The following is a 26,990-nucleotide window of genomic DNA, read 5'->3' as shown; positions in this document are numbered from 1 at the left end:
TCGTGGTCATTAGATGAACTGCTTGCGCAGGCGCTGGGAGAAGATGTCGATGACGCTCACCACCACGATGATCACCAGCAGCACCGAGCAGGTTTGGGTGAACTGGAAGGCGCGGATGTTTTCCCAGAGGATCACGCCGATCCCGCCGGCACCGACCATCCCCACCACCGTCGCCGAACGCACGTTGGATTCGAAGCGGTACAGCGCGTAGGAAATCCACAGCGGCATCACCTGCGGGATGACCCCGAAGATCACTTCCTGCAGGGCACTGGCGCCGGTGGCTCGCACGCCTTCGACCGGGCCGGGATCGATCGCTTCCACGGCTTCAGCAAACAGCTTGGCGAGCACGCCGGTGGTGCTGATCCACAGCGCCAGCACGCCCGCAAACGGGCCGAGGCCGACCGCCACCACGAAGAGCATGGCGAAGACCATTTCGTTGATCGAGCGGAACGAATCCATGACCCGGCGCAGCGGTTGATGAATCCACCACGGCGTGATGTTGTCGGCGCAGAGGATGCCCAGCGGCACCGAGCAGACGATCGCCAGCAACGTGCCCCACAGGGCGATCTGCACCGTGACGATCATTTCCTTGAGGTACGCGCGCCATTCGTGAAAGTCAGGCGGGAAGAAGTCGGCGGCGAAAGTCGCCATGTTGCCGGAGTCGCGGTACAGGGCGAGCGGGTTCATTTCCGCGCCGTGCCAGGCCCAGGCCATCATTGCCAGGAACAGGCCCCAGCCCAGGTATTGCGGCCAGCTGCGCTTGCCAGCGGCCTGGATGTAAGCAGCGTGAGTGGTCATAAAAAGTCCGGTTGCGATCGGGTGAGGCGTCATGACTGGCGCGCCGTGCCTGCACGGGGCTTACCCCCACAGGCAGGCGTGCCCCGTGCATCAACCCGCCTTGGCGGTGCCTTGTTTTTCCAGCTCGGAAATACGGTCCTGCAGCTTCGCCAGACCAGCGTCGATGTCTTTCAGGCGGGTGGCCTTTTCGTCGGCGCTGAGGGTGGTGCTGGCGGTGGTTTCAGTCTTCTGCTTGAACAGCTCGAGCTGGCGAATGGTCAGCAACTGGTCATCCGAAGACTTGAGGAACTTGCCCATCTGCATGTTCTTCAGCACGGCCTTTTCTTCGTCGGTGTCGCCGTAGTTGGCGAAGAAGTCGCGGATCTTGTTCTTCTCCGCGTCGGACATGCCCTTGCGCCAGACCATCGGGTCGGCCGGGATCAGCGGCGACTTCCAGATCACCTTGAGCATCGCAGCCTTGTCCGGCTGGGTGACTTCCAGGCGGTCCCAGCTTTCGGTGTTGAAAGTGGCGACGTCCAGTTGCCCTTTGGCCACGCTGAGGGCGTTTACTTCATGGCTGGAGTTCAGCGTGCGTTTGAAGGCGGTGGCGGCGTCGACGTGGTTTTGCGCGAACACGTAGTAGCCCGGCACCAGGTAGCCCGAGGTGGAGTTCGGGTCGCCGTTGCCGAAGGTCAGTTCCTTGGCGTGCTTGAGCATGTCCTCGACCGAATTGATCGGGCTGTCCTTGCGCGCAATGATCACGCTCCAGTAGCCGGGTGCACCGTTGGCGGCGGCGGTCTGGGCGAAGATCTCGCCGCCGGAACGGTCCACCGCTTCCATGGCCGCCTTGTTGCCCAGCCAGGCCACGTCGACCTTGTTGAAACGCATGCCCTGAATCAGGCCGGCATAGTCGGAGGCGAAGGTGGCGTTGACTTTAAGCCCGGTCTTTTTCGACATGTCGTCGAGGAACGGCTGCCACACGCTTTTCAGGTTCTGCGACGACTCGGTGGACATGATGCCGAAGTTGATGACGTTGTCGTCGGCCTGCGCGTTGCCCAGCAGGCAACCGGCAACGACAGCGGCAGACGCGAACACGCGCCCGATACGGTTCAACATGGGAAACTCCCAGAGCTGGTTTTGGGTGTGGGGTTGGGTGTTGTCTGTTACCGGTGCCGCCACCGAGTCAGGCGCGAGCCATCATCAGTCGCGACGGTCGTTCGGTGTCCCGCGCGCTGCCGTCGAACATCAGGCTGGTATCGGCGTCGGCGCCATACAAGTCGTTTAGGAACTGGCTGTTGAGCTCGGCGCCGTTGCCGTCGAAGTGAATCCGTCCGCCCTTGAGCGCCACGGCACGCGGGCAATAGCGCACGGCGTAATCCACCTGATGCAGGGTGACGACGACGGTCTTGCCGTCCCGGCGATTGATGTCGGCGAGGATTTCCATGACCTTGCGCGCCGACTCGGGGTCGAGGGAGGCAATGGGCTCGTCGGCGAGAATGACTTCGGCCTGCTGGGTCAGCGCGCGGGCGATGGCCACCCGCTGCTGCTGGCCGCCGGACAGGGTCGAAGCCCGCTGCGGCGCCAGATCGGCAAGGCCGACGCGATCGAGATTGGCCATGGCCCGGGCCTTTTCCTCGGCGTTGAACAGGCCCAGGCTGCCACGCCAGCGAGGCATACGGCCCAGACAGCCGAGCAGGACGTTGTCGAGCACGCTCAGGCGATTGACCAGATTGAACTGCTGAAAGATGTAGCCAATGTCAGCCCGCAGGCGGCGCACTTTGCCGTTCAGCCGGCCCGAAGCCTGCACTTCCCGACCCAGCACCTGAACGCTGCCGCCGTTGCTGCGATCACAACAGGCCAGACCGGCCAGATGGCGCAACAGCGTGGATTTGCCGGAACCGGAAGCGCCGATCAGCGCAACCATTTCCCCGTGTTGTATAGACAATGCAAGGTCAACCAAAGCGGTCTTTCGGGCGAATGTCTTGTTCAAGCGGTCGACGTGGATGGCTGCGGTCATGGGCTTCTCTGGTGTTGTGATTCCAGCGTCCTGCCGGGGATGAATGATCAGCCGCACGACCGTCCTTGGCCGCGTTCGGTGCGAGTGACATTAGGGGTAGGCTGTGGCAGTTCCATGAATCGACGATGACGACGGCGTTTCACTTCGGAGACGGTTTGATGCGGGAGTTTTCGGGGGGGTTGTGGACATCACGAGGTTAACGGGCGGTCTAGCGGCGGTGCGGGCTAGACAAGTTGGAGGGTTGTTGAGGATTCAGTGGAGGGGATTGCGGAAGGGCTGAAACAAATAATTCGTGCCGTTGGTCCGTTGGCAGAATGCGATGCCGCTAGTGGTGCCGGCTTTAGCCGGGAAAGCGTCGGATGTCGGGCCGCAGAATTGAGGGTGTGCAGGCTGGCCTCTTCCCGGCTGAAGCCGGTCCTACAAGAGCACCGCATCCCGTCAGTGAGACCTGTGACGCGGAGCGTCAGGGGATGCATTCCCACGCGGAGCGTAGGGAACGATCACCTCGTACCTAGTGGGACCGGCTTCAGCCGGGAAGCTTTTGATCTTGATTTGCTTTTGATCTTCATACGCAAAAGGCTCAGTCACCGCCAATCGCGACTTGGGTGCAGGCTGAACGGAGGTCTCGCGGAGTGGGCCGAGCCGCATGGATGCGGCGAGAGCTGCCCCCCGCCATGGATGGCGGATGGCAGCGGGCCCACGGAGCGAGACCGGAGTGAAGGAACCCTGAGGAACGAAGGGCCCAACCGAGAGCAGGCACTTTTGCTTACTTTTGGTGCTTTTCAAAAGTAAGTCGCCGAAGGCGAAACAGTCTGCCCCCAGGCAGACGCCCTTGATCTAGATCCGGAAAGTGCCGACCAGATGCTGCAGCCGTGCCGTCTGATGCTCCAGATGCGCACAAGCATCCAGAGTAGATTTCAGGTTATCGACGCCCTCCTGATTCAGCGTATTGATCTCCGTAATGTCGACATTGATCGACTCCACCACCGCCGTCTGCTCCTCGGTCGCGGTCGCCACCGACTGGTTCATGCCATCGATCTCACTGATCCGGCGGGTCACGCTATTGAGCCGTTCGCCCGCCTGATTGGCGATGGTCACACTGTTCTCGCTCTGGCGCTGGCTCTCGGTCATGTTGATCACCGCATCGCGCGCGCCGACCTGCAACTCCTCGATCATGCCCTGCACCTGCTGCGCCGAATCCTGGGTGCGGTGGGCCAGGTTTCTCACCTCGTCCGCCACCACCGCAAAACCACGCCCCGCTTCCCCTGCCCGCGCCGCTTCGATGGCGGCATTGAGCGCCAGCAAGTTGGTCTGCTGAGAAATACCGGTAATCACTTCCAGAATCTGCCCGATGTTGGCGGTCTTGTTGTTCAGCGTTTCGATGTTGGCGCACGACTCGCTGATCTTCTCCGACAGCTGATTCATCGCCGTGATGGTCTGGCTGACAACGCCCTGCCCTTCGCTGGCCAGTTGCGTGGCCTCGCTGGAATGCTGCGACGCCAGCGCGGCGTTCTGGGCGATTTCCTGAGCGGCGGCGCCGAGCTGGTTGATCGCGGCGGCCACACTGCTGGTGCGGCTGGTCTGCTGATCGGAATTGCCCATCGACGAGTTCGAGGCACCGACCACACGGGCCGCGACTTCACCCAGCTGCCCGGCGGTGGAGGCCACTTCGCGGATCGAGCCGTGAATACGCTCCACAAAACGGTTGAACGACTGCGCCAGCGCGCCAAACTCATCCTGGGACACGATGGCCAGACGCATGGTCAAGTCGCCTTCTCCGTCGGCAATGTCCTGCATCGCCCGGCCCATCTGGTGCAACGGCTGCATCAGCACGCGGATCAACAGGCCCAGCAGCACCATGATGATCGCCACAGCGATAACCATCGCGAAGATCGCCGAAGAGCGGAATTCGCTCAGCATCGAGTAGGCCGCGTCGCGGTCAAGCACCAGCGCCACGTACCAGTTCGCCGACGACAGCCCCTCCACCTTGGTAAACGAGATGATCTGCGCCTTGCCGCCGGACTCGATTTCCGCCACGCCCGGCGCGATGGTTGGCGCGCCGTTCGGGTAGGCTTCGCTGACGTTCTTGAGGATCAGCTTGCTGTCCGGGTGAATCAGAATCTTGCCGTCGGCGCTGACGATGTACGCATAACCGTGGCCGCCGAAGTTCAGCGAGTTGATGGTCTTGCTGATGGCGTCCAGGGAAATGTCCGCACCCGCGACGCCGATCATCTGCCCTTGCTGGCGGACCGGCGTGGCCAGTGTCACCACCAGCTTGCCCGACGAAGCTGCGATGTACGGCTCGGTGACGATAATGCCCTGCGCCGCGTCGGCCGCCTTGTACCAGCCACGGGCCCGCGGGTCATAGTCGGCCGGGCGATTGCCCGTCGGCACGGAGAACATCACGCCGTCCTTGCTGCCGAAATAACTGAGCTGGAAATTGTCCGGATACACCGGCAAACCGATCGCCCGCTGCAAGCTGCCCTGGGCCGGACCGTCGACCGCGATCTGCTGGGCCATGGAGTTGAGCAACTGCGTGCGGCTGTCGAGCCAGGTTTGAATGTTTTGCGTGGTCAGACTGCCCATCTGTTGAAGTTCGGAGGCGACGCTGTTCTTCAGGGTTTCGCGCTGGCGATAATCGTTCACCAGAATAAAACACGAGAAAGCAACTACCACGATGAGTGCAGCGGCCAGCAAGATCTTTTTGCTGAAACCCAGACGTTTGATCATATGCGTGTGTCCATAACAGAGATGACAGCGACAAGAGTGCGATGCCGATAGGTGCGCTGCGCTTTGCACGGGTGCTGCAGGAAAGAGAAGGCACGGCCTGAAAGATGTTTCGGCAGCGAACCCGGGGAATTTAGGGCCGGTTGTCGATGAAAGTTGAGTGCTGTTCTATGAGGGGAGAAATAGTCCAACTTCAATTCAATTGCGGGGCATTACTTCAAGTAGTGGATCCAATAAAGACCGTTAGTTATATAGGGCTTATATAACCGAGTTAAATACTGGCAGGTTTAATAGCCAATCTGTTTGCGCAGCCGATTGCGACCGACTCCGACGGTAAGACCGGCTTCAGCCGGGAAGCTTTTGAGGGATCACACCCGATCGGTCATCGCTGCCATGGCCACGGAGGTGGCGGCGGTACGGGTTTCGACGCCAAGTTTGATGTAGATGTGTTCCAGGTGTTTGTTCACCGTTCGCGGGCTCAGTTGCAGGATGTCGGCGATGTCTTTGTTGGTTTTGCCGCAGGACACCCAGCGCAGCACTTCGATTTCCCGGTCGGTGAGCTGGAAGCGGCGGGACAATTTGCCGTAGGCGGATTTGTCTTCGAACGTCACCGGCTGCGACGCCGTGCGGGCGGTTTGCAGGATGCGCGCGGTGCGCAAATGTGAAGCGACCCGGGCCAGCACTTCGGCGCACTCGATCGGCTTGGTGACATAGTCGATGGCGCCGGCCTCGAAACCCTGCACCACGTGCTCGCTGTCGGTCAGCGCGGTCATGAACAGCACGGGTATGTTGGCGGTGTCGGGTTGCGCCTTGATCTGGCGGCAGGTGTCGAAGCCGTTCAGGCCGGGCATCATCGCGTCCAGCAGAATCAGGTCCGGACGCCGACGCTGGATGCGGGTCAACGCACTGTGCCCGTCCAGCGCCACCAGCACCATGTACCCCGCCTCGTCTAGCGCATCGGACAGCAGCGCCAGGTTATCGGGTACGTCATCGACGATCAGGATGACGCCGTTTTCAGCGGCTCGGGTCATGGCGTCCATTAAGGGCCTCCTTCAGTTGAAGACTGAGTTCATCCAGGCGAAAACCGGACGCCAGGGTTCGCAGGCGGGTGACGAAACCGGCGCTGTAGGTGTTCTCGCGCTCGATGGCGTCGAGTTTTTGTTGAATGCCACGGATGTAGCCCAGGCCGCACAGTTCATACAGCTCTTCCAGATCCTCCCGCGACGGCAACACCCCCGGCGTCTGCACGAGCAACGGGGCGCTGCGCAAACGCCGCTGCCAGGTCAGTTGCAGATGATGCTGAATGCGGTCCAGCAGTTGCGGCAAATGCAGGGGTTTGGCCAGGTAGTCATTGCACACCTGCAGGCTGCGTTCCTTGTCATCGGCGAAGGCATTGGCGTTGGCCGACAGCACGATGATCGGCGCCAGGGACAGCGCGTTGCGGCGGATCATCCGACTGGTCGCCCAACCGTCCATGTCCGGCATGGACAGGTCCATCAGGATCAGGTCCGGGTGCAGCAGCGACACCTGCCTGACCGCCTCTTGCCCGTTGGCCGCCTGCGCCACGTCAAAACCCAGCGGCATGAGCATGCCGCTGATGACCTTGCGGTGCTCGATGTGATCGTCCACCACCAGAATCAGCCGCCGCGGACCGTCGTAACCGATGACGTCGTGGTTGACGTCGATGATCGCCTTGGGCACCCGCACTTCGGACAGGAACAGCCGCACCTGAAACCGCGTCCCTTCCTCGGGCTGGCTGCTGACGGACAGGGCGCCGCCCATCAACGCCGTGAGCATCCGCGTGATGGTCAGCCCCAGCCCCACGCCGTTGTCTTGCCGTACCAGCCCGCCCCGTTCGAACGGCTGGAAAATCCGTTCGATCTGTTCCGGCGCGATGCCGATCCCGGTGTCGATGATGTCGAAGGTCGCTGTTTCGCGCCGATAACTGACGCGCAGGCAGACTTCTCCGCTGTCCGTGAAGTTGATAGCGTTGCCCAGCAGGTTGATCAGAATCTGCCGCACCCGCTTCTCGTCGCCACGCACCACTTCCGGCATGCGTCCGATCAGCTCCAGGCGAAAGTGCAGGCCTTTCTCCCGGGCCGTGCTGGCGAACATTTTCTCCAGATCGTCGAGAAACTCCTGGAACAGGATTTCCGTCGGCTCCAGCCGCAGCTTGCCGGCTTCGATCTTGGCCACGTCCAGCAGGCCGTCGATCAGCGACAGCAAATGCGAACTGCTGCGCATGATGGTCGCCAGGGAATCGAGGTGTTTACTCGGGGTGGCGACGTCCCGCTGCAAGATCTGGGTGAAACCGAGAATGCTGTTGAGCGGCGTGCGCAGCTCGTGGGAAAGCCCGGTGACGTAGCGACTCTTGGCGGCGTTGGCGGCCTCCGAAGCTTCCTTGGCCTCCTGCAGCGCCTGATCGGTTTTGTGGTGCGCCTCGATTTCCTGCATCAGCAACGCTGTCTGCCGCTCGGATTCTTCCAGGGCCACGCGCCGGCTCTCCCGGGTCAGCACCACCCACCAGGCCAGTACGCCGGCGAACACGCAAAAGGTCAGGAACGCTTTGAGAAACGCCAGCATCAGGGTGTGATGCACCTGCGGTGATTGATCGATCAGCCCATGTGAGACCTGGCTGTAAATCATCGTCAGCGCCCCGGTCAGGGTCAGCACCAACACGGTGAGCAGGCCCAGGTAGTGCGCCAGCCGGGTGTGCAGGTACTGGCGCGGCAAGCGGGGCAGCAGGCGGCCGATCAGGTCCTCGAATTGCATCGACAGCCGCGAGCGGGTTTTGCATTGATCGCCGCAACGGGCGTCCAGCGAACAGCACAACGAGCAGATGGGCGAACCGTACGCCGGGCACCAGGCCATGTCCGGGGTTTCGAAACGGTTGCTGCACACGCCACAGCGCAGGCTGGTCTGGCGGCCGAGGGGGAACAGCAGACCGGGGTCGCTTTCCCGGGCGATGTAGTAACGGCCTTTGGTCAGCCAGGCGATCAGCGGCGCCGCGATCAGGGCGCTGGTCAGGGAAATCAGCGGCGGCGCAGCCCGCGCCACCTCCCCCAGCGCACCGAAATGGGCACACATCGACAGCAATGAGGCAATAAACATCGCGCCGACGCCCACCGGGTTGATGTCGTAGAGGTGCGCACGCTTGAATTCGATGTGTTTGGGTGACAGCCCCAGCGGTTTGTTGATCACCAGATCGGCCACCAGCGCGCCGATCCAGGCGATGGCGACGTTGGCGTACAGGCCGAGCACTTCCTCGATGGCATCGAACACGCCCAGTTCCATGAGGATCAGCGCGATAGCGACGTTGAACACCAGCCAGACCACCCGGCCCGGATGGCTATGGGTGACCCGGGCAAAGAAGTTCGACCAGGCCAGGGACCCGGCGTAGGCGTTGGTCATGTTGATCTTGATCTGGGAAATGATCACGAACAGCACCATGGCCGCCAGCGCCCATTCCGGTGAGGCAAACACATCATTGAACGCCACCAGGTACATCTGCGTCGGCTCGGCCGCGCGCTCGATGGGCACTTGATGTTGCAGGGCGAGGAAGGCCAGAAAGGCGCCGGCCATGATTTTCAGGCCGCCGGGGATGACCCAGCCGGGCCCGGCCATCAGCACCGCGGCCCACCAGCGCTTGCGGTTGCGGCGGGTTTTCTCCGGCATGAAGCGCAGGTAGTCCACCTGCTCGCCGATCTGCGTCACCAGGGACAACGCCACGCTGAACGCGGCACCGAACAGCAGCAGATTGAACGTGCCGCCCTCGCCCTCCCGGCCGGCAAAGGTGGTGAGGTCGGACAGCGCGTCGGGGTTTTTCCAGATCACGAACACGTAGGGCACGATCAGCAACGTCAGCCACAACGGTTGCGACCACATTTGCAGGCGACTGATCAGGGTGATGCCGTAGGCCACCAGCGGGATGACGATGATCGAGCAAATCACGTACGCCAGCGCCAGCGGAATGTGGGTGTACAGCTCCAGGGCCAGCGCCATGATGGCCGCTTCCAGGGCGAAGAACAGGAAGGTGAAACTGGCGTAGATCAACGAGGTGATGGTCGAGCCGATGTAGCCGAAGCCGGCGCCACGGGTCAGCAGGTCCATGTCCAAGCCATAGCGCGCGGCGTAGTAGCTGATGGGCAGCCCGGTGAGAAAGATCACCACCGTCATGGCGATGATGGCCCATAAGGTGTTGGTGAAGCCGTAGCTCATCACCAGCGCGCCGCCAATGGCTTCCAGTGCCAGGAACGACACAGCCCCGACAGCCGTGTTGGCGATGCGGAATTCCGACCATTTGCGAAAGGACTTGGGCGTGAAACGCAACGCGTAGTCTTCCATGGTCTCGTCGGCGACCAGACGATTGTAATCGCGGCGCACCTTGATGATGCGTTGAGAGCCGGAGGGTCGCACTGAGGGTTTCCTGATGAGAGAGAGCGAATTCGCCACTCACCGTCCTTGCTGGCGCGAAACTGAGAACTGTGTTCAAACAGCAACTTCTGTGCCGCGGGCGCAATCATGCCTCGGTCCGGCGTTCCCGGCCCTACGTCAAATGACGTACGCGCATACGTCACGCTGCGTATACCTCGATTCCCGCGCCCGCCTCATCCTTGCTCGCAGCTCGCGACGGACCCTCACCCGGCCGCCGCGAATCACCAGCACAGGAGCGGGAACATGGATTCACGACTGACAGGCCCCACGCGCTTTTTCCCCCGACGCCTGGCATTGGGGGCGGCAGCCCTTTCGCTGATCGCCGCCAGCGTGTTCAGCCAGATGACCCTGGCCGACAATGTCAACACCACGGGTCTGGCCGTCACGCCGACCGAAGTGACCGTCGGCCAGCTGCACTCGGCCACCGGCACCATGGCGATCTCCGAAACCGGTTCGATCCAGGCCGAACGCCTGGCCATCGACCAGATCAACGCGTCGGGCGGCATCCTCGGTCGCCAGATCAAAATCGTGCAGGAGGACGGCGCGTCCGACTGGCCGACCTTCGCCGAGAAAGCCCGCAAGCTGCTGGTCAACGACAAGGTGGCCACGGTGTTCGGCTGCTGGACCTCGGCGTCGCGTAAAGCGGTGTTGCCGGTGTTCGAGAAAGAAAACGGCCTGTTGTACTACCCGACCTTCTACGAAGGGCTGGAACAGTCGAAAAACGTGATCTACACCGGGCAGGAAGCCACCCAGCAGATCCTTGCCAGCCTGGACTGGATCGCCAAGACCAAAGGCGCCAAGACCTTTTACCTGATCGGTTCGGATTACATCTGGCCGCGCACCTCGATGAAGATCGCCCGCAAGCACATCGAAAACGTGCTCCACGGCACGGTCGTCGGCGAAGACTACTACCCGCTGGGCAATACCCAGTTCGGCTCGCTGATCAACAAAGTCAAATTGAAGAAACCTGACGTGGTGTTCGCCGCAGTCGTGGGCGGCTCTAACGTGGCGTTCTACAAGCAGCTCAAAGCCGCGGGTGTCGATTCCACCAAGCAGACGCTGTTGACCCTGTCGGTCACCGAAGACGAACTGCTGGGCATTGGCGGCGAGAACATGAAGGGCTTCTACGCGTCGATGAAGTACTTCCAGAGCCTGGATAACCCCAACAATAAAGCGTTCGTCGAGGCGTTCAAGGCCAAGTACGGCAAGGATTCGGTGATGGGCGACGTGACCCAGGCCGCCTACCTCGGTCCGTGGTTATGGAAAGCCGCGGTGGAGAAAGCCGGCAGCTTCGACGTCGACAAAGTGGTGGCGGCGTCCCCGGGCATCGAGCTGAAAACCGCGCCCGAAGGCTACGTGAAGATTCACGAAAACCACCACCTGTGGAGCAAGACCCGCATCGGTGAAGTCCAGGCCGATGGCCAGTTCAAGGTGGTTTACGAGTCGGACTTGATTGAGCCGAATCCGTTTCCGAAGGGCTATCAGTAGGCCGCTGCGCGGTAGCTGTAAGTGGTTAGCTGCAAGCGGCAAGTAAAAGCGGATGTGCGTTGCTCTCGCTTTTACTTGCCGCTTGAGGCTTACAGCTTGCAGCTGGTCCCGACCCCCAATCCTAAACCCACACGCTTCCCGAGGAGGGACCACCATGGAATGGCTATCGGAATTTGGTGCCATCGCGGCCATGCAGGGGTTCAACGGGCTTTCCGTGTTCTGCGTAATGTTGTTGATGGCCCTGGGGCTGGCGATCATCTTTGGTCAGATGGGCGTGATCAACATGGCCCACGGTGAATTCCTCACCATCGGCGCCTACACCACTTACCTGCTGTCGACCCTGGTGCAGACCTATTGGCCGTGGATGCAGCCGTACTATTTCTTCTTTGCCATCGCGTTGTCGTTCGTGGTGGCCGGTGCCGTGGGTTGGGTGGTGGAGTGGGTGATGATCAGTCGCCTCTACCACCGACCGCTCGACACCCTGCTGGCGACATGGGGCCTGTCCCTGGTCATGCAGCAAGCGTTCCGTTCCATCTTCGGCGCCCGTGAAGTCAGCGCCAACCCGCCCGAATGGCTGATGGGCGCGGTCAACCTCACCGAATCCATCGAAATCCCGCGCAACGGCCTGTTCGTCATGGGCCTGACCGTGCTGATGACCGGCGGGATTTTTCTCATGCTGTACCGCAGCCGCTGGGGGTTGCACGTCCGCGCCACGGTGCAGAACCGCATCATGAGCCGAGCGGTGGGCATCAACACCCGCAAAGTCGACCGCATGACCTTCGCCCTGGGCTGCGGCGTTGCCGGGGTCGCGGGCGCAGCGTTCACCACCATCGGTTCCACCGGCCCCACCGCCGGCTCCCTGTACATCGTCGACACCTTTCTGGTGGTGGTTTTCGGCGGCGCGGCCAGCCTGTTCGGCACCATTGCCTCGGCGTTCGCCATTGCCCAGACCCAGTCCCTGTCGGAGTTCTTCATGAGTGGCTCGATGGCCAAGGTCCTGACCCTGTCCATCGTGATCCTGATCCTGTTGATGCGCCCCCAGGGGTTGTTCGCCAGCAAGGTTCGTAAATAAGTGTGCGCCAGAGAGGTAGCCCCATGAACGCGCTAAATAAAATGCTCGGTGGACGCCAAGGCGTGGTCGGCCTGCTGATCCTCGCGACCCTGATCCTGGTGGTCTTCCCCCTGACTCTGGACGCCTTTCGCCTGAACATGGTCGGCAAATACCTGACCTACGCGTTCGTCGCCGTGGGACTGGTTTTGTGCTGGGGGTACGGCGGCATTCTCAGCCTGGGGCAAGGGGTGTTCTTCGGCCTGGGCGGCTACTGCATGGCGATGTTTCTCAAGCTGGAAGCATCTGATCCGGAGAGCACCAAAATCCAGTCGACTCCGGGCATTCCGGACTTCATGGACTGGAACCAGATCACCGAACTGCCGTGGCTGTGGGTGCCGTTTCACAGCTTCACGTTCACGGTGATGGCGGTCATCGTGTTGCCGGTGCTGCTGGCGTTGATCATTGGCGTCGCGCTGTTCAGACGCCGGGTGGGCGATGTGTATTTTTCCATCGTCACCCAAGCCATCGCGTTGATCCTCACGGTGCTGATCATCGGCCAGCAAGGCCTGACCGGCGGGATCAACGGCATCACCGATCTCAAGACCCTGCTGGGGTGGGACATCCGCAGCGACAGCGCCAAACTGCTGTTGTACTTCATCAACGCAGGCCTGCTGTTCGCCTGCATCCTGTTCGGCAAATTCATCCTCCATTCCAAACTCGGCCGGCTGCTGATGGCCATGCGCGACAAGGAAGAGCGGGTGCGGTTTTCCGGTTACGACGTGGCGGCGTTCAAGGTCTTCGTGTACTGCGTCGCGGCGTGTTTCTCGGCCATCGGCGGGGCCATGTTCGCCTTGCAGGTGGGGTTCATGTCGCCCTCGTTCGTGGGCATCGTGCCGTCCATCGAGATGGTGATCTTCGCCGCCGTCGGTGGGCGCATGTCGCTGCTGGGCGCCGTGTACGGCTCGCTGCTGGTGAACTACGGCAAGACCTATTTCTCCGAGTCGTTCCCCGAATTGTGGCTGTACCTCATGGGCGGGCTGTTCATCGCTGTGGTCATGTATTTCCCCAACGGCCTGGCCGGTTTGTGGGAGAGCCACGGGCGCAAATGGTTGGCGGGCTTCACGCGCAAGCCGGCACCGGTGATTGCCTCCCCGGCCCCGGTCATCACGCCACCCCCCGCCCCCGCCGACAAGAAAGCCGCCAGCCCGCTGGAGATTCAGCCATGACCCGCCCGACAGGCTTTCAGATGAACAAACCGGTCCTGGCCATTGAGGGCCTGACCGTGTCCTTCGACGGTTTCAAGGCGGTGGATGACCTCAACCTGTACATCGACCGCAACGAGGTGCGGGTGGTCATCGGCCCCAACGGCGCGGGTAAGACCACGGTGCTCGACCTGATCTGCGGCAAGACCCGGGCCACGGGCGGCAGCATCCAGTTCAAGGACCGCGAGCTGACCACCATGAACGAGTACGACATCGTCCGTGCCGGGGTCGGGCGCAAGTTCCAGACGCCATCGATCTACGACAACCTGAGCGTGTTCGAGAACCTGGAGATGTCGTTTCCGGCGGGGCGCTCAGTGTTCGGCGCGCTGTTCTTCAAGCGCACCCAAGAGGTGCTGGACCGGGTCAATCAAGTGGCCGCCGACATCTTCCTCGGTGACCGGCTGCAACAGCAGGCGGGTCTGTTATCCCACGGCCAGAAGCAGTGGCTGGAGATCGGCATGTTGCTGATGCAGGACCCGGAACTGCTGATGCTCGACGAGCCGGTGGCGGGCATGAGCGTCAGCGAGCGGGCGCAAACCGCCGACCTGTTGAATCGCATCAGCCAGGGCCGCTCGGTGCTGGTGATCGAGCACGACATGGAGTTCGTCAAGAGCATCGCGCACAAGGTCACGGTGCTGCATCAGGGCAAGGTGCTGGCCGAAGGCAGCATGGAGTCGGTGCAGAACAACCCGAAAGTCATCGAAGTCTATCTGGGCCATTGAGGAACGCAGCATGTTCAACATTCAGCAGCTGGCGTGTGGTTATGGCCAGAGTCAGGTCCTCCACGACCTGAGCCTCTCGGTGCAGAAGCAGGAAATCGTCGCGGTGATGGGCCGCAACGGTATGGGCAAGACCACGCTGTTCAAGAGCCTGATGGGCATCCTGCCGCAATGGGGCGGCCAGGTTCAGCTGGACGGCGTGGACGTGTCCGCCATGGAAACCCACAACCGTGTCGCCGAGGGCATGGCCTACGTGCCCCAGGGGCGGATGATTTTTCCGTCGATGAGCGTGCTGGAGAACATCCAGACCGGCCTCCCCGCCTCGGCTGGCGGCAAGGTCCCGGAAGACCTGTACGCGCTGTTCCCGGTGCTGTTCGACATGCGCGGCCGACGCGGCGGCAACCTGTCGGGCGGCCAGCAACAGCAGTTGGCCATCGCCCGGGCCCTGGCGACCAATCCCAAGGTGTTGTTGCTCGACGAGCCTACCGAAGGCATCCAGCCGTCGATCATCAAGGACATCGCCCGCAGCCTCAAAGAGATCCGCACCCTGCGCAACCTGACGATCATCGTCTCGGAGCAGGTGCTGTCCTTCACCCTGGAAATCGCCGACCGCTTGCTGGTGATCGAGAAAGGCCGCTTCGTCATCGAAGAAACCCGCGCCAATGTCGATGAAGCGACGATCAGTCGGTATTTGTCGGTGTAGCAAGGCCCGGAGACATGCAGCGTCATTAGCACCTACCGAGAACCCAAGGAGAACCCCCCATGACCGATACCTTGATCAAAGTCGACCTCAACCAGCCTGTCACCGAAAACGAGCAGATCCACAACCGCTGGCACCCGGACATCCCGATGGCCTGCTGGGTCAAGCCGGGGGATGATTTCATCCTCGAAACCTACGACTGGACCGCTGGCGCGATCAAGAACGACGACGATGCCAGCGACGTGCGCGACGTCGACCTGACCACCGTGCATTACCTGTCTGGGCCGGTCGGTGTGCATGGCGCCCAGCCCGGCGACCTGCTGGTGGTGGAGCTGCTGGACATCGGCGCCAGAGCCGATTCGCAATGGGGCTTCAACGGCTTCTTTTCCAAACAGAACGGCGGCGGCTTCCTCACCGAGCATTTCCCCCTGGCGCAGAAATCGATCTGGGATTTCAAAGGCATGATGACCAGCTCCCGGCACATCCCCGGCGTCGAGTTCGCAGGCTTGATTCACCCCGGTCTGATCGGCTGTCTGCCGGACCACAAGATGCTCGCCGAATGGAACCGCCGCGAACAGGAACTGATCGACACCGACCCGGACCGCGTCCCGGCACTGGCCTGTCCGCCCTGCGCCAGCACGGCGCACCTGGGTAAACTCAAAGGCCCGGCCCGCGACCTGGCCGCCGCCACGGGCGCACGCACCGTGCCGCCCCGTGAGCACGGCGGCAACTGCGACATCAAGGATTTGTCCCGGGGCTCGAAAGTGTTCTTCCCGGTCTACGTCGACGGCGCGGGTCTGTCCGTGGGCGACCTGCACTTCAGCCAGGGCGACGGCGAAATCACCTTCTGCGGCGCCATCGAAATGGCCGGCTGGGTGCACATGCGCGTCGAGCTGATCAAGGACGGCATGGCCAAATACGGGATCAAAAACCCGGTGTTCAAGCCCAGCCCCATCGTGCCGAACTACAACAACTACCTGATCTTCGAAGGCATCTCGGTCGACGAAGCCGGCCAGCAGCACTACCTGGACGTCAACGTCGCCTACCGCCAGGCGTGCCTGAACGCGATCAACTACATGACCAAGTTCGGTTACTCCCCGGCCCAGGGTTATTCGCTGTTGGGCTCGGCACCGGTGCAGGGTCACATCAGCGGCGTGGTCGACATCCCCAACGCGTGCGCCACCTTGTGGCTGCCGACCGAGATCTTCAAATTCGACATCAACCCCAACGCCAATGGCCCGACGAAATTCATCGACGGCACCGTGGACTTGCCGATCGCGCAGGATAAATAACGCCGGGCTGACTCCCGACCTGCAGGCGCGAATGAATCCGCGCCTGCAGAACCCACGCCGATTAAAGGATTTGAGCCATGCCCCTGTACGAATACGACTGCCCTGACTGCGGGGATTTCACTTCGCTGCGGCCCATGGCCGAGAGCGCGCTGCCGTGCGAGTGCCCGGCGTGCGGCGCATCGAGCCTGCGGGTGATTCTGTCCGCGCCGGGGCTGAGCACGATGGCCGGCAACACCCGCACCGCCATCGCCCGGAACGAGCAAAGCGCCCACGCGCCAAAAACCATGGACCAGTACAAAGAGAGCCGGGGGCACCCCAGCGGCTGCAGTTGCTGCGGCCCGACGAAAAGACTCCAACCCACCAAAGCCAATCCCCACGCCCTGAAAGGCAAGCCGGCGGGCCGACCGTGGATGATCAGCCATTGATCGACTCATGGGGCCAATTGGCCCCTTCACGTCAGGTAAAGGGGGCAGTAAAGGGGCGAGCGGCCGCGCATCAGTGCTGCGACACCAGATGACAGCGCACCGATTCCCCAGCGCCTTTTGCCGGTAGTAATGCTTGCGGCTTTTCACAGCCTTGGGTGGCTTTCGGACAACGATCCCGAAAAAAACACCCCGTCGGCAGCGTCCGATTGCCCGGCAGTTCCGTCGGCGCCGACACCTGGGCGTCGTCCACCGTCACCCCGAGACGCGGCACCGCCTCCAGCAACAGCTGCGTATACGGATGACGCGGCCGCTCCAGCACTTCCGCCGCCGTACCCAACTCCACAATCTGCCCCAGGTACATCACCGCCACCCGGTCAGCCATGTGCCGCACCACCGAGACGTTGTGAGAGATCAGGATGTAGGTCAGGTCGCGACTGCGCTGCAGCTCGGCCAGCAGGTTAAGGATTTGCGCCTGCACCGAGATGTCCAGTGCCGAGGTCGGCTCGTCCAGTACGATGATGTCCGGGTTGGACGACAAGGCCCGGGCAATCGCAATCCGCTGACGCTGCCCACCGGAAAACTGATGAGGAAAGCGATCAAGGTATTCCGTGCGAATGCCCACCTGGGCCGCCACCTTCTCCGCAATGCCACGCATCTCGTGGCGCGGCGCCGAACGCTGGACGAACAGCGGCTCGGTGATGACTTTCCACACCGGCAGCCTGGGGTCGAGGGACGACTGCGGGTCCTGAAACACAATCTGCACGTTGCTGCTGCGTTCCTTGTCGCTGTTGTAGATCCAGTCGAGTCGCCCGGATGTTGGCTTGATCAAGCCCATCAGCAACTGCGCCAGGGTGCTTTTGCCGCAGCCGGATTCGCCGACCACGCCGAGGGTTTCGCCGGCACGAACCTGCAGATCGATTCCATTCAGGGCATGGGCCAAAGCCTTGGGACGACCGAGCCAGTCCTTGCCCATCGGGTAATGCACGCGCACATCTTGCAGACCGAGGATGGTCGGGCTCTCGCCAGGCGATGTCTGCAGGGCTGAATGGATCATGGCCGCGACTCCTGTGGGGTGGCGTGTAAGGGCGCGCTCAACCAGCAGGCGCTTTTGCGGTCGGCGGCGGCGTCGATGGTCTGCATCGGTGGGCGTTGCAGGCATTGCGCCGTGGCATGGGCGCAGCGATCCAGGAACGTGCACCCTTCCGGCAACGCCGACAGATTGGGCACTTGGCCGGGAATAGTCATCAGGTCCTGGCCCGGTTCGACTTGCTCCGGCAATCCGCTGAGCAGGCCCTGGGTGTACGGATGCCGGGGGTCCGCCATCACTTGCGCGGTGATGCCCTGCTCCACCACTGCGCCGGTGTACATCACGTACACCCGGTCGCAGAACTGCGACACCAGCGCCATGTCATGGGTGATCAGCAGAATCGCCGTGCCCCGCGCCCGGGCCTTTTCCCGCAGCAGCAACAGCACTTGCCGCTGCACCGTGACGTCCAGCGCGGTGGTCGGTTCGTCGGCGATCAGCAATTGCGGATCGCAGGAGAATGCCAGCGCAATCATCACCCGCTGACGCATGCCGCCGGAAAGCTCGAAGGGGTAGCTGTTCATCACCTGCTCGGGGTCGGCGATGTGCATGTCCCGCAGCAACGCGATGGCCTTGGTCTTGGCGTCGGCCTTGCTCAGTCGCTGGTGATGAATGATCACGTCAAGCATCTGCCGACCGATGCGGCGGGTCGGATTGAGCGCGGTCATGGGTTCCTGAAAGATCATCGCAGCGTCGCGGCCACGCACGCTCAGCAGGTCTTTCTCTTTGGCGGTGAGCATGTCGCGGCCGAGAATGCTCAGGCTGCCACTTTTCACGTCATAGGAACGCTCCGGCAGCAGGCGCAGGCTGAGCATCGCGGTGACCGACTTGCCGGAGCCTGACTCGCCAATCACACCGACGATCTCGCCGGGATTGACGTGCAGCGACACGCCGTTGAGGGCCTTGACCGTGCTTTTGTACGCCGGGAACTCGATGCGCAGGTCGTCGATGACCAAGACCGGCGCTTGCGCCGCAAGGGGTTGTTGAACGGAAGCCTGCATGGTCATTTCCCCTGCTGCCGTGGGTCGAGCAAGTCACGCACGCCGTCGCCCAAAAGGTTGAAACCGGTGGCGGTGATCAGAATCGCCACGCCGGGAAAGGTCGAGTACCACCATTGATCGAGGATGTAGTTGCGCCCGGTCGCGACCATCGCGCCCCACTCCGCCGTCGGCTGTTGCGCGCCCAGGCCAATGAAGCCCAGGGCCGAGGCCATGAGGATGGCGCTGCCGATGTCCAGGCTCAGTTGCACCAGCAACGGCGGCATGGCGTTGCGCGCCACGTGCCAGATGACCATGTGCCAGCGCCCGGCGCCGAAGGTTTCGGCCGCCTTGACGTAACCCATCTGGCGGATGCTCAGGGCCTGCCCCCGGGCCAAACGCACGTAGAAGGGAATCCGCACCAGCGTGATCGCCAGCATGGCGTTGAACAGGCTCGGGCCCAGCGCCGCGGCCAGGGCCATGATCAGCACCAGCGAAGGCACCGACAGCATGATGTCCATCAGGCGCATGATCAGGCCGTCGAAACGCCCGCCGATGATGCCGGACATGCAGCCCAGCAAGCCGCCGGCAAAGCACGAGGCAAAGGCCACGAACAGACCGACGCCGACGGATTGGCGGCTGCCGTATAACACGCGGCTGAACAGGTCCCGGCCCACTTCGTCGGTGCCGAACCAATGGGCGGCGGACGGCGCGGCCAGGCGCTGAGTGAGGTTCAGCGCATTCGGATCATGGGACGCGAGCCAGGGCGCGAAGGCCATCACCAACAGCACCATCACGGTAATCAGCAACCCGGCCATGGTCAGGGGACTGCGGCGAATCTGATGGGCCAGGTAGGCCCATTTGTCCTGCCAGCGCGAGGCGGCCGGCAGTGGCGCCACGGCGGGCGCGGTGATCGGAGTCGTCATGTCAGTTGACCTCGCCAATGCGCGGATCGATCAGGCGGTACAGCAGATCGATCGCCATGTTCAGCAGCACGTAAATGAAAGAGACCATGATCGCGAAGCCCATGACCGCCGGGAAATCCAGCGACTGGATCGACTTGACCACGTAGGCGCCCATGCCCGGCCAGGCGAACACGGTTTCCGTGAGCACCGCGCCATAGAGCAAGTCGCCCAGGGTCAGGCCCAGTACGGTGACCGAGGGAATCAGCGCGTTGGGCAAGGCGTGACGCAGAATTACCGCCCACTTCGACAGCCCGTAGGCCCGGGCGGTGCGGATGTAGTCTTCGCCAAGCTGGTCGAGCATCGCCGAACGGATCTGCCGCGCGACGACGCCGAGGTTGACGAAGCCCAGGGTGATGGCCGGCAGAATCAGGTGCTGCACGGCGTTGAAAAACAGCCCGGTGTCGCCCGCCAGCAGCGTGTCGATCAGGTAGAACCCGGTAACAGTTCGGGGCGGGTCCAGCCCTTCGTCAAGACGACCGCTGCCGGGCAGCCAGTTCAAATGGCCGTAAAACAGCACGATCAGGCCCAGCCCGAGCCAGAACGCCGGGGTCGAAATCCCGGTCACCGCCAGGGTTCGCGCGAGCTGGTCGATGAAGCGGTTGTGGTACACCGCCGAGAGCACACCCAGCGGCACGCCCACCAGAATCGACAGGGTCAGCGCCGCCAGCGCCAGTTCCAGCGTGGCCGGGAAGAACGCCTGCAAATCTTCGAGGACCGGGCGATGGGTGCGAATCGACGTGCCCAGGTCGCCGTGCAGCAGGTCGAGCATGTAGCGGCCGTATTGTTGATACAGCGGCAGGTCCAGCCCCAACTGATGGCGGATGTTTTCGACGATGGCGTCGGTGGCGCGGTCCCCGGCGATCAGTCGCGCGGGGTCGCCCGGAATCAGGTGCGAGATGGAAAAGGTAATCAGAGAAACGCCGAACACCACCAGCAGCAGGTCGCCCAGGCGTTTGCGCAGCATATTCAGGAAGGCCATGGGGCACCTCGGTCACGCAGTCGATCAATAACGCGAAACAGCTCGCGGACACAGCGCTGCTTCACAGGACCCCGCCTCCCTTGCAGGGCCCTGTGAGTCACAGCGATTTACGGGATGCAGCGCTTACTTGGTGATCGTGCCGACGTTGAACACCTGTTCCAGCATCGGGTTGAACACGTAGCCCTTGACCTTCTCGCTCATCGGCAAGGTGTAGGCCTTCTGATAGAGGTAGGCGTAGACGCTGTCGTTGAGCACGATCTTCTGCGCCTGCTGATACAGCTCGGTGCGCTTGGCCATGTCGTTGGTGGTCGCCGATTCACGAATCAGCTTGTCCACCGCCGGGTTGTCGTAGAACGAACGGTTGCCGGCCAGGCCTTTCAGCTTCGAGTCGAAGAAGAAGTTCATGAACATGTACGGGTCGGCGAAGTCCGGGCTCCACGAGCCGATGGCGATGTCGAAATCACCGGTGCCCAGGCGCTCACGCATGCTGGCGTTGGCGAGTTTTTCCAGCTTGAGGTTCACGCCCAGCGGTTGCAGGCCGGCTTGCAGGGTCAGGCCAATCGGCTCCCAGTTCGGGTCCTTGTCGGAGTACATGAACGTCAGGTTGCTGACCTTCGGCGACACTTTCCCAAGATCGGCTTTGGCCTTTTCCATGTCCTGCTTGAACGCCGGCAGCTTCTCGTCGTAGGCCCACATGCCTTGGGGGATCGGCCCGTTCAGCGGCTTGGCTTTGCCTTTCAGGATGCCGTTGATGATGCCGTCGTAGTCCAGGGATTCGACGATCGCGCGCCGCGCATCGGGGTTGTTCATCGGCGCTTTCTGGGTGTTGAGGTACAGCAGCGTCACCCGCAGCGACGGGTAGTCGCCGACGACGATGCCGGATTTTTTCGCCAGCGCTTCGAGCTGGTCTTCGGGCATGTCTTCGATGATGTCCAGGTCACCGTGTTCCAGCTGCAGACGACGCACGGAAGCCTCGCCGATGATCTTCACCACGACTTTTTTCAGGGTCGGCTTGGGACCGGCGTAGTAGCTGTTCTGCTCCATGGTCAGGGTCTGGCCTTTCTGCCAGTTGACCAGCTTGAACGCGCCCGAACCTGCGGTGTGGTTGGACAGGTAGGCGTCCGCGCCTTCGGTTTTCTTCGCAACGTCCGGGTTGATGATCGCCGCGCCGTTGTGGGCCAGCGTGGAGAGGAACGGCGCGTAAGGCGCTTTCAGGGTGAAGCGCACGGTCAGCGGATCGACCACCGACACGGCCATGTCCTCGGGGAAGGCGCCGGACGGGCCTTGTTTGAGTTTCATCACCCGGTCGAAGGAGAACTTCACCGCCTCGGCGTTGACCTCGGCGCCGTCATCGAATTTGTTGCCGGGCTTGAGCTTGAATTCCCAGGTCAGGTTGTCCGCCGAGGTGGTCCAGCTGCTGGCCAGCTCCCCTGCCACTTCGGTGCTGCCCTTGCCGTTTTCGACCTTGTAGGTCACCAGCCGCTGGTACGCCGGGTAGGTCACGGTCCAGTCGTTGTTGTCGATGGTCACGGCCGGGTCGAGGGTTTGCGGGTCGGACGGTTTGCCGATCATCAGGGTGTCCTGGGGCACGGCTGCGCTGGCCGATTGCCAGGCGCCGAGGCCCATGGCGGTGCAGAGGACTGCCATCGCCAGCGTGCGTGGGGTAAGGATTGATTTCATGCCGGTTCCTTGATCGTTCGGGGTCTGAAAGTTCGTCAGGTTTGTTATTGAAGCTATACCGGGCAGTTCAAGCTCACAGGCCTCAGGCCTCAGGCCTGCGAAATGACGCGCCCTGCTCTTGCGAGGTCGGGTGACGCCAGATTCAGCCGGGATTCATGGTTGTCCCGGTCGTGTGCGATGTTGCGTGATACGTGATGCGTGATGCGTTTTTAGTGAGCGGGCTGGATCGAGCCGTCGTCGATTAAGGGGTAGTCCTCGGCGTTCGGCAGTTCGTAGTGCCACCACTCGCTGTCGATGTAGGTGAAGCCTGCCGCCAGCATGATCCCCAGCAACAGCAGGCGGTTGCGCTGTATGTCGGCGGGCAGATCAGCGAAGAACTGATGGGACTGCTCGCGCATGTCGTCGAAGCCGGTGCCCATGTCCAGGGCGTTGCCGCTGGCGTCGATCAGGGTCAGGTCCACGGCCACGCCCCGGGTGTGGTGGGAACCCAGGCTGGGGTCGCGCACGTATTCGGGGTTGGGCAGCGCCTGCCACAGCAGGTATTGCGCGTACGCCGGGCGATAGGCGTCGAAGATGCGCAGGCGCAACCCGGACTGGCGCGCCAGGGTGCTGGCCTTGCGCAGACAGCGCTCGGCGTCGCGATGCAGCAGGCAGCGCGGGTCCTGGTAAATCTGCTTGCCGGCGAGGTTGTCGACGCCGGCGTAGATCAGGTCCACCTCGACCTGCAGCGCGTGGGCATCGACTTCGACGAGGGGGCTATTCACGTAACGGCACTCCAGATCAGCGTGTTCATTCATCATGTGTTGGGGGCGATGCTTCCCCCGTAGGACCGGCTTTAGCCGGGAAGCCTTATCTATTCAAACTGGCCAAACAGTTGTTGCAGCTCACGGTTCTTCGCCAGCCTCTGGTCGAGGCGGTCGCCGTATTTATCGGCCACCGCCGACACCATCAAATTGAACAGGCAGGTCAGCGGCGCCAGGGAATCCCAGAACTGCCCCACATCGGAATTGAGCTGCAGCAGATCGCTCGGGTAATCCCTGGCCCATGGGCAGTGAAAGTCGGTGATAAACGCCAGGCCTACGTTCTGTTGATGGGCGACTTCGCAGAAGGTCCGCGTCACGGCGGAATAGGTTCGGAAGTCGGCGATCACGGCGTAGGGATTTTCGAACTGGGAATTCAGTGATTCGGCGTAGGTGCCGGACAAACCATCGACGTAGTACACCTTGGGCCGGATGTACTCCAGGTGACTGAAAAACGCGTTGAGGATGCCGCGGGTGGTCTGGATGCCGACGATGAACACAGCGTCGGCGCTGTGCAGCCGCTCAACGATGCGGGCGAAGGTTTCGCCACGGGCCAGGGCGTAGACCCGCTGGATCGCTTCCAGCTCACGGTTCATCGAGCGTTCCAGTGCATCGCCCTGGGTGTTTTCTTCACGAAACGCGCCGAGCCGATCAGTGATCACCCAAGGGCTGGCGCTGTCACCGCGCAGGCTCTGTTTGACGTCGTCGATATTGCGATAGCCCAGCGAACGCAGGAAGCGCCCGACTGAAATGCCGGTGGTGCTGGTCTGCTGGGCGATGCTGTCAGCGGTCTCGAACGGCAGCTTCTGCGGATTGGCTAGCAGGTAGCCGGCGATGCGCTTACCCGTCGGCGTCAGATCGCTGAACCGCTGTTCCAGTGCATCGAGGAAGGGACGCTTTTCCATGGGAATTCCGCAGAGAGAGCCGGGTTGCGTGGACCAGAATAATGTTATCCGGCGGTCATTTTGCAACAGGATGTTAGCAACATAACATCGTGTTTCGAGATGGCACAATGATTATTTTAAGAGATTGGCGTGGGGGAAAGCGGCGTGTTTCAGGGTGGTGCGAGGTTGCGGAGGATGCGCTTTTTGGGGGCGAAAAACGGCCACCTGTATCTTTCAGAAACAAGGGTTCATCTGCAAAAGCGCACTGCAATCACAAATGAACCCATTTTGAGAGAGTATCTATTTATGCCGCGCTCTCCCCGAAGAATCGGAAAAGCACAGCGCGATCATTAACAGTCTCCCGGAAGAAGGCCTTCAACAGGATATCCACTCCGTTCTGGATGATAAGCTCAGTGGCCGGTCCGATGTTTGGATGGACCACTGAACCGTCTGAACCAAACGCCAAGTCACGATTCCCGTCTTTGAGCAACCGGACCAATCGGACATCAAGCGCTGTTTGATTATATGAGATGACCATGCGCTGTTGATCGTCGACCGCCATCAAGGCAAAGGCCTGGAGCGACGTATCAACTTCACTGACGACCCATGGCTCCCCACCCTGGAACGCTGGATCATACTCGCCGTATTTCGTCAGCTTGATAATCGCCAACTTATCCTTGCCGTCAGTGCTGTCATGAATATTCGCATGAAGCGTTACGCCATCCTCATCCCCGTACCAGACCTTTTTTAACAGGATGCTGGTGACGCCGGGCAACTCAGGAAGATCGATAATTTTGCGACCGCCTGCAAACTGCGTGTCGAGCACGCCGGCCGAGGTATATCGGGAGACAACGCCCAAGGCCCTGCCATTGTTGAAATGACCCGCCAGTGTGACACTGCCGTCGCTGCCCGCTGCGTAGTCTGCCCAAAGATCAGACGTGGGCGGAATCGCTTTAACCCCGTTATCGCCAAAACCCTTAACCGGAAGGCCGTCAACGTCGAATTTTACAAGGTGAAAGGTAGCCACTTGGCTATTGATGAGTCTGCACGGAAATAGGACGCTGCCATCCTGTTGCCGCACGGACGCGCGGACGGAATTCCAAGGGGAGAAGTATTCCTTTGTGGAGGTGTCGGCTTCACCGTCTACCTTTAACTTAAACAACTGCTTGCCGCCTTTACCGAACTTGATATCTGGCTTGCCAGTTGCGAATATCCGAATGGCGGCCGGAACGTTCACCAGAGAACCGGTACCATCTGGCTTCAGGAACTCCGAAACCCCGACGCAGGTGATAGTTGTCTCCTTTTGATCAGTGCTGAAAATAAAACCTTCGCTGTCCAGGACGGTGAAGTAAGGGTCGTCCATAAATGGATACGTGAAGCGCCCCCCATTGCCAAAATCATGATCCAATGTTCCATCCGACTTATGACGGCCGATATTACCGCTCTGGGATCCCCTTTGACCATTTTGAATTTCGTAAAAACCTTGGTCACTCTCACTTCGCGGATCAGACACATATAGTTGATAGGGGTTTAGAATATAACCACTACCGTTGAATTCAACATCTCGATCGCCCGCTTGATGAGCAGCATTGGCAGGATTCGCTTTCTTATCACTCATGATCGTTCTTCCTTGAGGATTTATTGAAACCAAAGACTATCCCCAATCAACATCTCCGTCCACTTAGAGAGATCGTTCATATTTTCAATACAGAACTGAAAATATCGAATACAAACAAAGTGTTAGCATCGGTTATAGCGAATCGCAATTATGCCAACTTCGATTCGATCTAAGCGGCAAATAAATATGACAATAAACAGCAAGTTAGTCATGAAAATCTGCTTTAACAGTAAAGGCGCTGTGCATTGCACACAGCGCCCACTCGACCCGCAGGTGGTTAACGCAAATTAGTCTTCGCCAATTCCAGCACCATATCCGCTTTACCGTTCATCACGGCCTTGAGCATGAACAGGCTGAAGCCTTTCGCCTGGGCGAGCTTGATCTTCGGTGGCATGCCCAGTTCCTGTTTCGCGGTCACGACATCCACCACCACAGGCCCCGGGTGTTCAAAGGCTTTCTTCAGGGCATTCGGCAGGTCCGCCGAGTCTTCCACGCGAATGCCCAAGATCCCCGCGCCGATGGCAATGTTGGCAAAATTGGTGCTGTTGAAGTCAGTGTCATGGGGCACATAACCGCCTGCCTGCATTTCCATCGCCACAAACCCCAGCGAGCTGTTGTTGAACACCACCAGCTTGATCGGCAGGTTCAGTTGGCGGATCGACAGCAAGTCCCCCATCAGCATCGACAAGCCGCCGTCACCGCAGAGCGCCACCACTTGCCGTTGCGGGAACGCCCCTTTCGCGCCCAGCGCCTGGGGCATGGCATTGGCCATGGAGCCATGGTTGAACGAACCCAGCAGCGAGCGCTTGCCGTTCATGGTCAGGTAACGCGCCGCCCACAGGGTCGGCGTGCCGACATCGACGGTGAAGATCGCGTCCGGGTCGGCGTAGGCGTCAACCAGTCGCGTCAGGTATTGCGGGTGAATCGGCTCGCCATGGCCTGACGGCGTGGCCAGTTCATCCAGCTCGTCGCGGGATTTGGCGTAATGATCCAGCGCCTTGTCGAGGAACTTGCGATCGGTGTGTGCCTTGAGGCGAGGCAGCACGGCGTCGAGGGTTTCAGCGACGCCGCCGGCCAGACCGAGGGCCACCGGCACGCGACGGCCGAGGGC

At 61.3% G+C, this 26,990-nt stretch carries 22 protein-coding genes and 1 pseudogene; 7 read left to right on the top strand and 16 right to left on the bottom strand.

Annotated elements, in window-relative coordinates; translation table 11 throughout:
* Window positions 1-9: 9 nt before the first annotated feature.
* The 7 genes and pseudogenes from phnE to QMX88_RS15115 form a co-directional block, all read right to left on the bottom strand.
* The gene (gene phnE, locus QMX88_RS15140) at window positions 10-798 is read right to left on the bottom strand and encodes a phosphonate ABC transporter, permease protein PhnE (protein WP_122535792.1); all 789 of its coding nucleotides are present in this window, start codon (window positions 796-798) and stop codon (window positions 10-12) included.
* Window positions 799-888: 90 nt separating this feature from the next.
* Window positions 889-1,893 (bottom strand): phosphonate ABC transporter substrate-binding protein, encoded by a 1,005-nt coding sequence (gene phnD / locus QMX88_RS15135; RefSeq protein ID WP_282370651.1) that lies wholly within the window; start codon window positions 1,891-1,893, stop codon window positions 889-891.
* Between the two features lie 67 nt (window positions 1,894-1,960).
* The gene (gene phnC / locus QMX88_RS15130; protein WP_282370649.1) at window positions 1,961-2,794 is read right to left on the bottom strand and encodes a phosphonate ABC transporter ATP-binding protein; all 834 of its coding nucleotides are present in this window, start codon (window positions 2,792-2,794) and stop codon (window positions 1,961-1,963) included.
* 837 nt (window positions 2,795-3,631) lie between these two features.
* Window positions 3,632-4,396 carry a methyl-accepting chemotaxis protein gene (locus tag QMX88_RS29725; RefSeq protein WP_407073227.1) on the bottom strand — a complete coding sequence of 255 codons (765 nt, stop codon included), beginning with the start codon at window positions 4,394-4,396 and terminating at the stop codon, window positions 3,632-3,634.
* 93 nt (window positions 4,397-4,489) lie between these two features.
* A pseudogene (locus QMX88_RS29720) lies at window positions 4,490-5,524 on the bottom strand (HAMP domain-containing protein); the annotation flags it as partial.
* 365 nt (window positions 5,525-5,889) lie between these two features.
* The gene (locus QMX88_RS15120; protein WP_192172203.1) at window positions 5,890-6,561 is read right to left on the bottom strand and encodes a response regulator; all 672 of its coding nucleotides are present in this window, start codon (window positions 6,559-6,561) and stop codon (window positions 5,890-5,892) included.
* Complete coding sequence (locus tag QMX88_RS15115) at window positions 6,536-9,937, bottom strand: ATP-binding protein (protein WP_282370643.1); 3,402 nt, start codon at window positions 9,935-9,937, stop codon at window positions 6,536-6,538. The genes QMX88_RS15120 and QMX88_RS15115 overlap by 26 nt, the downstream gene beginning before the upstream one ends.
* A 261-nt stretch (window positions 9,938-10,198) precedes the next feature.
* Between QMX88_RS15115 and urtA the strand changes: the two genes are divergently transcribed.
* The 7 genes from urtA (at window position 10,199) to QMX88_RS15080 (ending at window position 16,892) form a co-directional block, all read left to right on the top strand.
* Window positions 10,199-11,443, top strand: coding sequence for an urea ABC transporter substrate-binding protein (urtA, locus tag QMX88_RS15110; RefSeq protein WP_282370641.1), 1,245 nt, complete (start codon window positions 10,199-10,201; stop codon window positions 11,441-11,443).
* A 154-nt stretch (window positions 11,444-11,597) separates the two neighbouring features.
* Entirely contained in the window at window positions 11,598-12,515 is a 918-nt protein-coding gene (urtB, locus tag QMX88_RS15105; protein WP_282370640.1) for an urea ABC transporter permease subunit UrtB, read from the top strand.
* Window positions 12,516-12,538: 23 nt separating this feature from the next.
* A complete protein-coding gene (urtC, locus tag QMX88_RS15100) occupies window positions 12,539-13,720 on the top strand; it encodes an urea ABC transporter permease subunit UrtC (RefSeq protein ID WP_282370638.1) in 1,182 nt (393 codons plus the stop codon).
* Entirely contained in the window at window positions 13,717-14,478 is a 762-nt protein-coding gene (gene urtD / locus QMX88_RS15095; protein WP_192172207.1) for an urea ABC transporter ATP-binding protein UrtD, read from the top strand. Before urtC ends, urtD begins: the two co-directional genes overlap by 4 nt.
* Before the next feature lie 10 nt (window positions 14,479-14,488).
* Window positions 14,489-15,178, top strand: coding sequence for an urea ABC transporter ATP-binding subunit UrtE (urtE, locus tag QMX88_RS15090; protein ID WP_282370635.1), 690 nt, complete (start codon window positions 14,489-14,491; stop codon window positions 15,176-15,178).
* A gap of 59 nt (window positions 15,179-15,237) precedes the next feature.
* Window positions 15,238-16,467: a formamidase gene (fmdA, locus tag QMX88_RS15085; protein WP_282370633.1), complete on the top strand. Its 1,230-nt coding sequence runs from the start codon at window positions 15,238-15,240 to the stop codon at window positions 16,465-16,467.
* Window positions 16,468-16,544: 77 nt separating this feature from the next.
* Window positions 16,545-16,892: an FmdB family zinc ribbon protein gene (locus QMX88_RS15080; RefSeq protein ID WP_192172210.1), complete on the top strand. Its 348-nt coding sequence runs from the start codon at window positions 16,545-16,547 to the stop codon at window positions 16,890-16,892.
* Between the two features lie 70 nt (window positions 16,893-16,962).
* On the opposite strand, the gene QMX88_RS15075 is transcribed toward QMX88_RS15080, so the two are convergent.
* The 9 genes from QMX88_RS15075 to QMX88_RS15035 form a co-directional block, all read right to left on the bottom strand.
* Complete coding sequence (locus QMX88_RS15075) at window positions 16,963-17,946, bottom strand: oligopeptide/dipeptide ABC transporter ATP-binding protein (RefSeq protein ID WP_282370630.1); 984 nt, start codon at window positions 17,944-17,946, stop codon at window positions 16,963-16,965.
* Window positions 17,943-18,983: an ABC transporter ATP-binding protein gene (locus tag QMX88_RS15070; RefSeq protein ID WP_442969460.1), complete on the bottom strand. Its 1,041-nt coding sequence runs from the start codon at window positions 18,981-18,983 to the stop codon at window positions 17,943-17,945. The genes QMX88_RS15075 and QMX88_RS15070 overlap by 4 nt, the downstream gene beginning before the upstream one ends.
* A complete protein-coding gene (gene ddpC, locus QMX88_RS15065; RefSeq protein WP_192172213.1) occupies window positions 18,980-19,879 on the bottom strand; it encodes a D,D-dipeptide ABC transporter permease in 900 nt (299 codons plus the stop codon). The genes QMX88_RS15070 and ddpC overlap by 4 nt, the downstream gene beginning before the upstream one ends.
* Window position 19,880: 1 nt before the next feature.
* Window positions 19,881-20,897, bottom strand: a complete 1,017-nt coding sequence (locus tag QMX88_RS15060) for an ABC transporter permease (RefSeq protein ID WP_282370624.1) — start codon at window positions 20,895-20,897, stop codon at window positions 19,881-19,883.
* Between the two features lie 123 nt (window positions 20,898-21,020).
* Window positions 21,021-22,577 carry an ABC transporter substrate-binding protein gene (locus QMX88_RS15055; protein WP_282370622.1) on the bottom strand — a complete coding sequence of 519 codons (1,557 nt, stop codon included), beginning with the start codon at window positions 22,575-22,577 and terminating at the stop codon, window positions 21,021-21,023.
* 209 nt (window positions 22,578-22,786) lie between these two features.
* On the bottom strand, window positions 22,787-23,341 hold the full coding sequence (gene ddpX / locus QMX88_RS15050; protein ID WP_282370621.1) for a D-alanyl-D-alanine dipeptidase: 555 nt from the start codon (window positions 23,339-23,341) through the stop codon (window positions 22,787-22,789).
* An 89-nt stretch (window positions 23,342-23,430) separates the two neighbouring features.
* Window positions 23,431-24,282, bottom strand: a complete 852-nt coding sequence (locus tag QMX88_RS15045; RefSeq protein WP_282370620.1) for a MurR/RpiR family transcriptional regulator — start codon at window positions 24,280-24,282, stop codon at window positions 23,431-23,433.
* A gap of 283 nt (window positions 24,283-24,565) precedes the next feature.
* On the bottom strand, window positions 24,566-25,879 hold the full coding sequence (locus tag QMX88_RS15040; protein ID WP_282370618.1) for a hypothetical protein: 1,314 nt from the start codon (window positions 25,877-25,879) through the stop codon (window positions 24,566-24,568).
* 277 nt (window positions 25,880-26,156) lie between these two features.
* A partial coding sequence (locus QMX88_RS15035; RefSeq protein ID WP_282370616.1) for a thiamine pyrophosphate-dependent enzyme occupies window positions 26,157-26,990 on the bottom strand: 834 nt, incomplete at its 5' end.

Source organism: Pseudomonas sp. PS02290 (assembly GCF_029960075.1).
Classification (GTDB): Bacteria; Pseudomonadota; Gammaproteobacteria; order Pseudomonadales; family Pseudomonadaceae; genus Aquipseudomonas.
The sequence above is the reverse complement of the archived record's forward strand: the minus strand, read 5'-3'. Positions and strand labels throughout refer to the sequence as shown.

What these genes read in the sequence shown, in the direction of transcription:
- QMX88_RS15075 (WP_282370630.1), bottom strand. Translation starts at nt 17,946, where the DNA reads ATGATCCATTCAGCCCTGCAGACATCGCCTGGCGAGAGCCCGACCATC.
- urtB (WP_282370640.1), top strand. Translation starts at nt 11,598, where the DNA reads ATGGAATGGCTATCGGAATTTGGTGCCATCGCGGCCATGCAGGGGTTC.
- urtC (WP_282370638.1), top strand. Translation starts at nt 12,539, where the DNA reads ATGAACGCGCTAAATAAAATGCTCGGTGGACGCCAAGGCGTGGTCGGC.
- fmdA (WP_282370633.1), top strand. Translation starts at nt 15,238, where the DNA reads ATGACCGATACCTTGATCAAAGTCGACCTCAACCAGCCTGTCACCGAA.
- QMX88_RS29725 (WP_407073227.1), bottom strand. Translation starts at nt 4,396, where the DNA reads ATGGGCAATTCCGATCAGCAGACCAGCCGCACCAGCAGTGTGGCCGCC.
- ddpC (WP_192172213.1), bottom strand. Translation starts at nt 19,879, where the DNA reads ATGACGACTCCGATCACCGCGCCCGCCGTGGCGCCACTGCCGGCCGCC.
- QMX88_RS15040 (WP_282370618.1), bottom strand. Translation starts at nt 25,879, where the DNA reads ATGAGTGATAAGAAAGCGAATCCTGCCAATGCTGCTCATCAAGCGGGC.
- phnD (WP_282370651.1), bottom strand. Translation starts at nt 1,893, where the DNA reads ATGTTGAACCGTATCGGGCGCGTGTTCGCGTCTGCCGCTGTCGTTGCC.
- QMX88_RS15045 (WP_282370620.1), bottom strand. Translation starts at nt 24,282, where the DNA reads ATGGAAAAGCGTCCCTTCCTCGATGCACTGGAACAGCGGTTCAGCGAT.
- urtA (WP_282370641.1), top strand. Translation starts at nt 10,199, where the DNA reads ATGGATTCACGACTGACAGGCCCCACGCGCTTTTTCCCCCGACGCCTG.
- urtD (WP_192172207.1), top strand. Translation starts at nt 13,717, where the DNA reads ATGACCCGCCCGACAGGCTTTCAGATGAACAAACCGGTCCTGGCCATT.
- QMX88_RS15060 (WP_282370624.1), bottom strand. Translation starts at nt 20,897, where the DNA reads ATGGCCTTCCTGAATATGCTGCGCAAACGCCTGGGCGACCTGCTGCTG.
- phnE (WP_122535792.1), bottom strand. Translation starts at nt 798, where the DNA reads ATGACCACTCACGCTGCTTACATCCAGGCCGCTGGCAAGCGCAGCTGG.
- phnC (WP_282370649.1), bottom strand. Translation starts at nt 2,794, where the DNA reads ATGACCGCAGCCATCCACGTCGACCGCTTGAACAAGACATTCGCCCGA.
- QMX88_RS15120 (WP_192172203.1), bottom strand. Translation starts at nt 6,561, where the DNA reads ATGGACGCCATGACCCGAGCCGCTGAAAACGGCGTCATCCTGATCGTC.
- urtE (WP_282370635.1), top strand. Translation starts at nt 14,489, where the DNA reads ATGTTCAACATTCAGCAGCTGGCGTGTGGTTATGGCCAGAGTCAGGTC.
- QMX88_RS15080 (WP_192172210.1), top strand. Translation starts at nt 16,545, where the DNA reads ATGCCCCTGTACGAATACGACTGCCCTGACTGCGGGGATTTCACTTCG.
- QMX88_RS15055 (WP_282370622.1), bottom strand. Translation starts at nt 22,577, where the DNA reads ATGAAATCAATCCTTACCCCACGCACGCTGGCGATGGCAGTCCTCTGC.
- QMX88_RS15070 (WP_442969460.1), bottom strand. Translation starts at nt 18,983, where the DNA reads ATGACCATGCAGGCTTCCGTTCAACAACCCCTTGCGGCGCAAGCGCCG.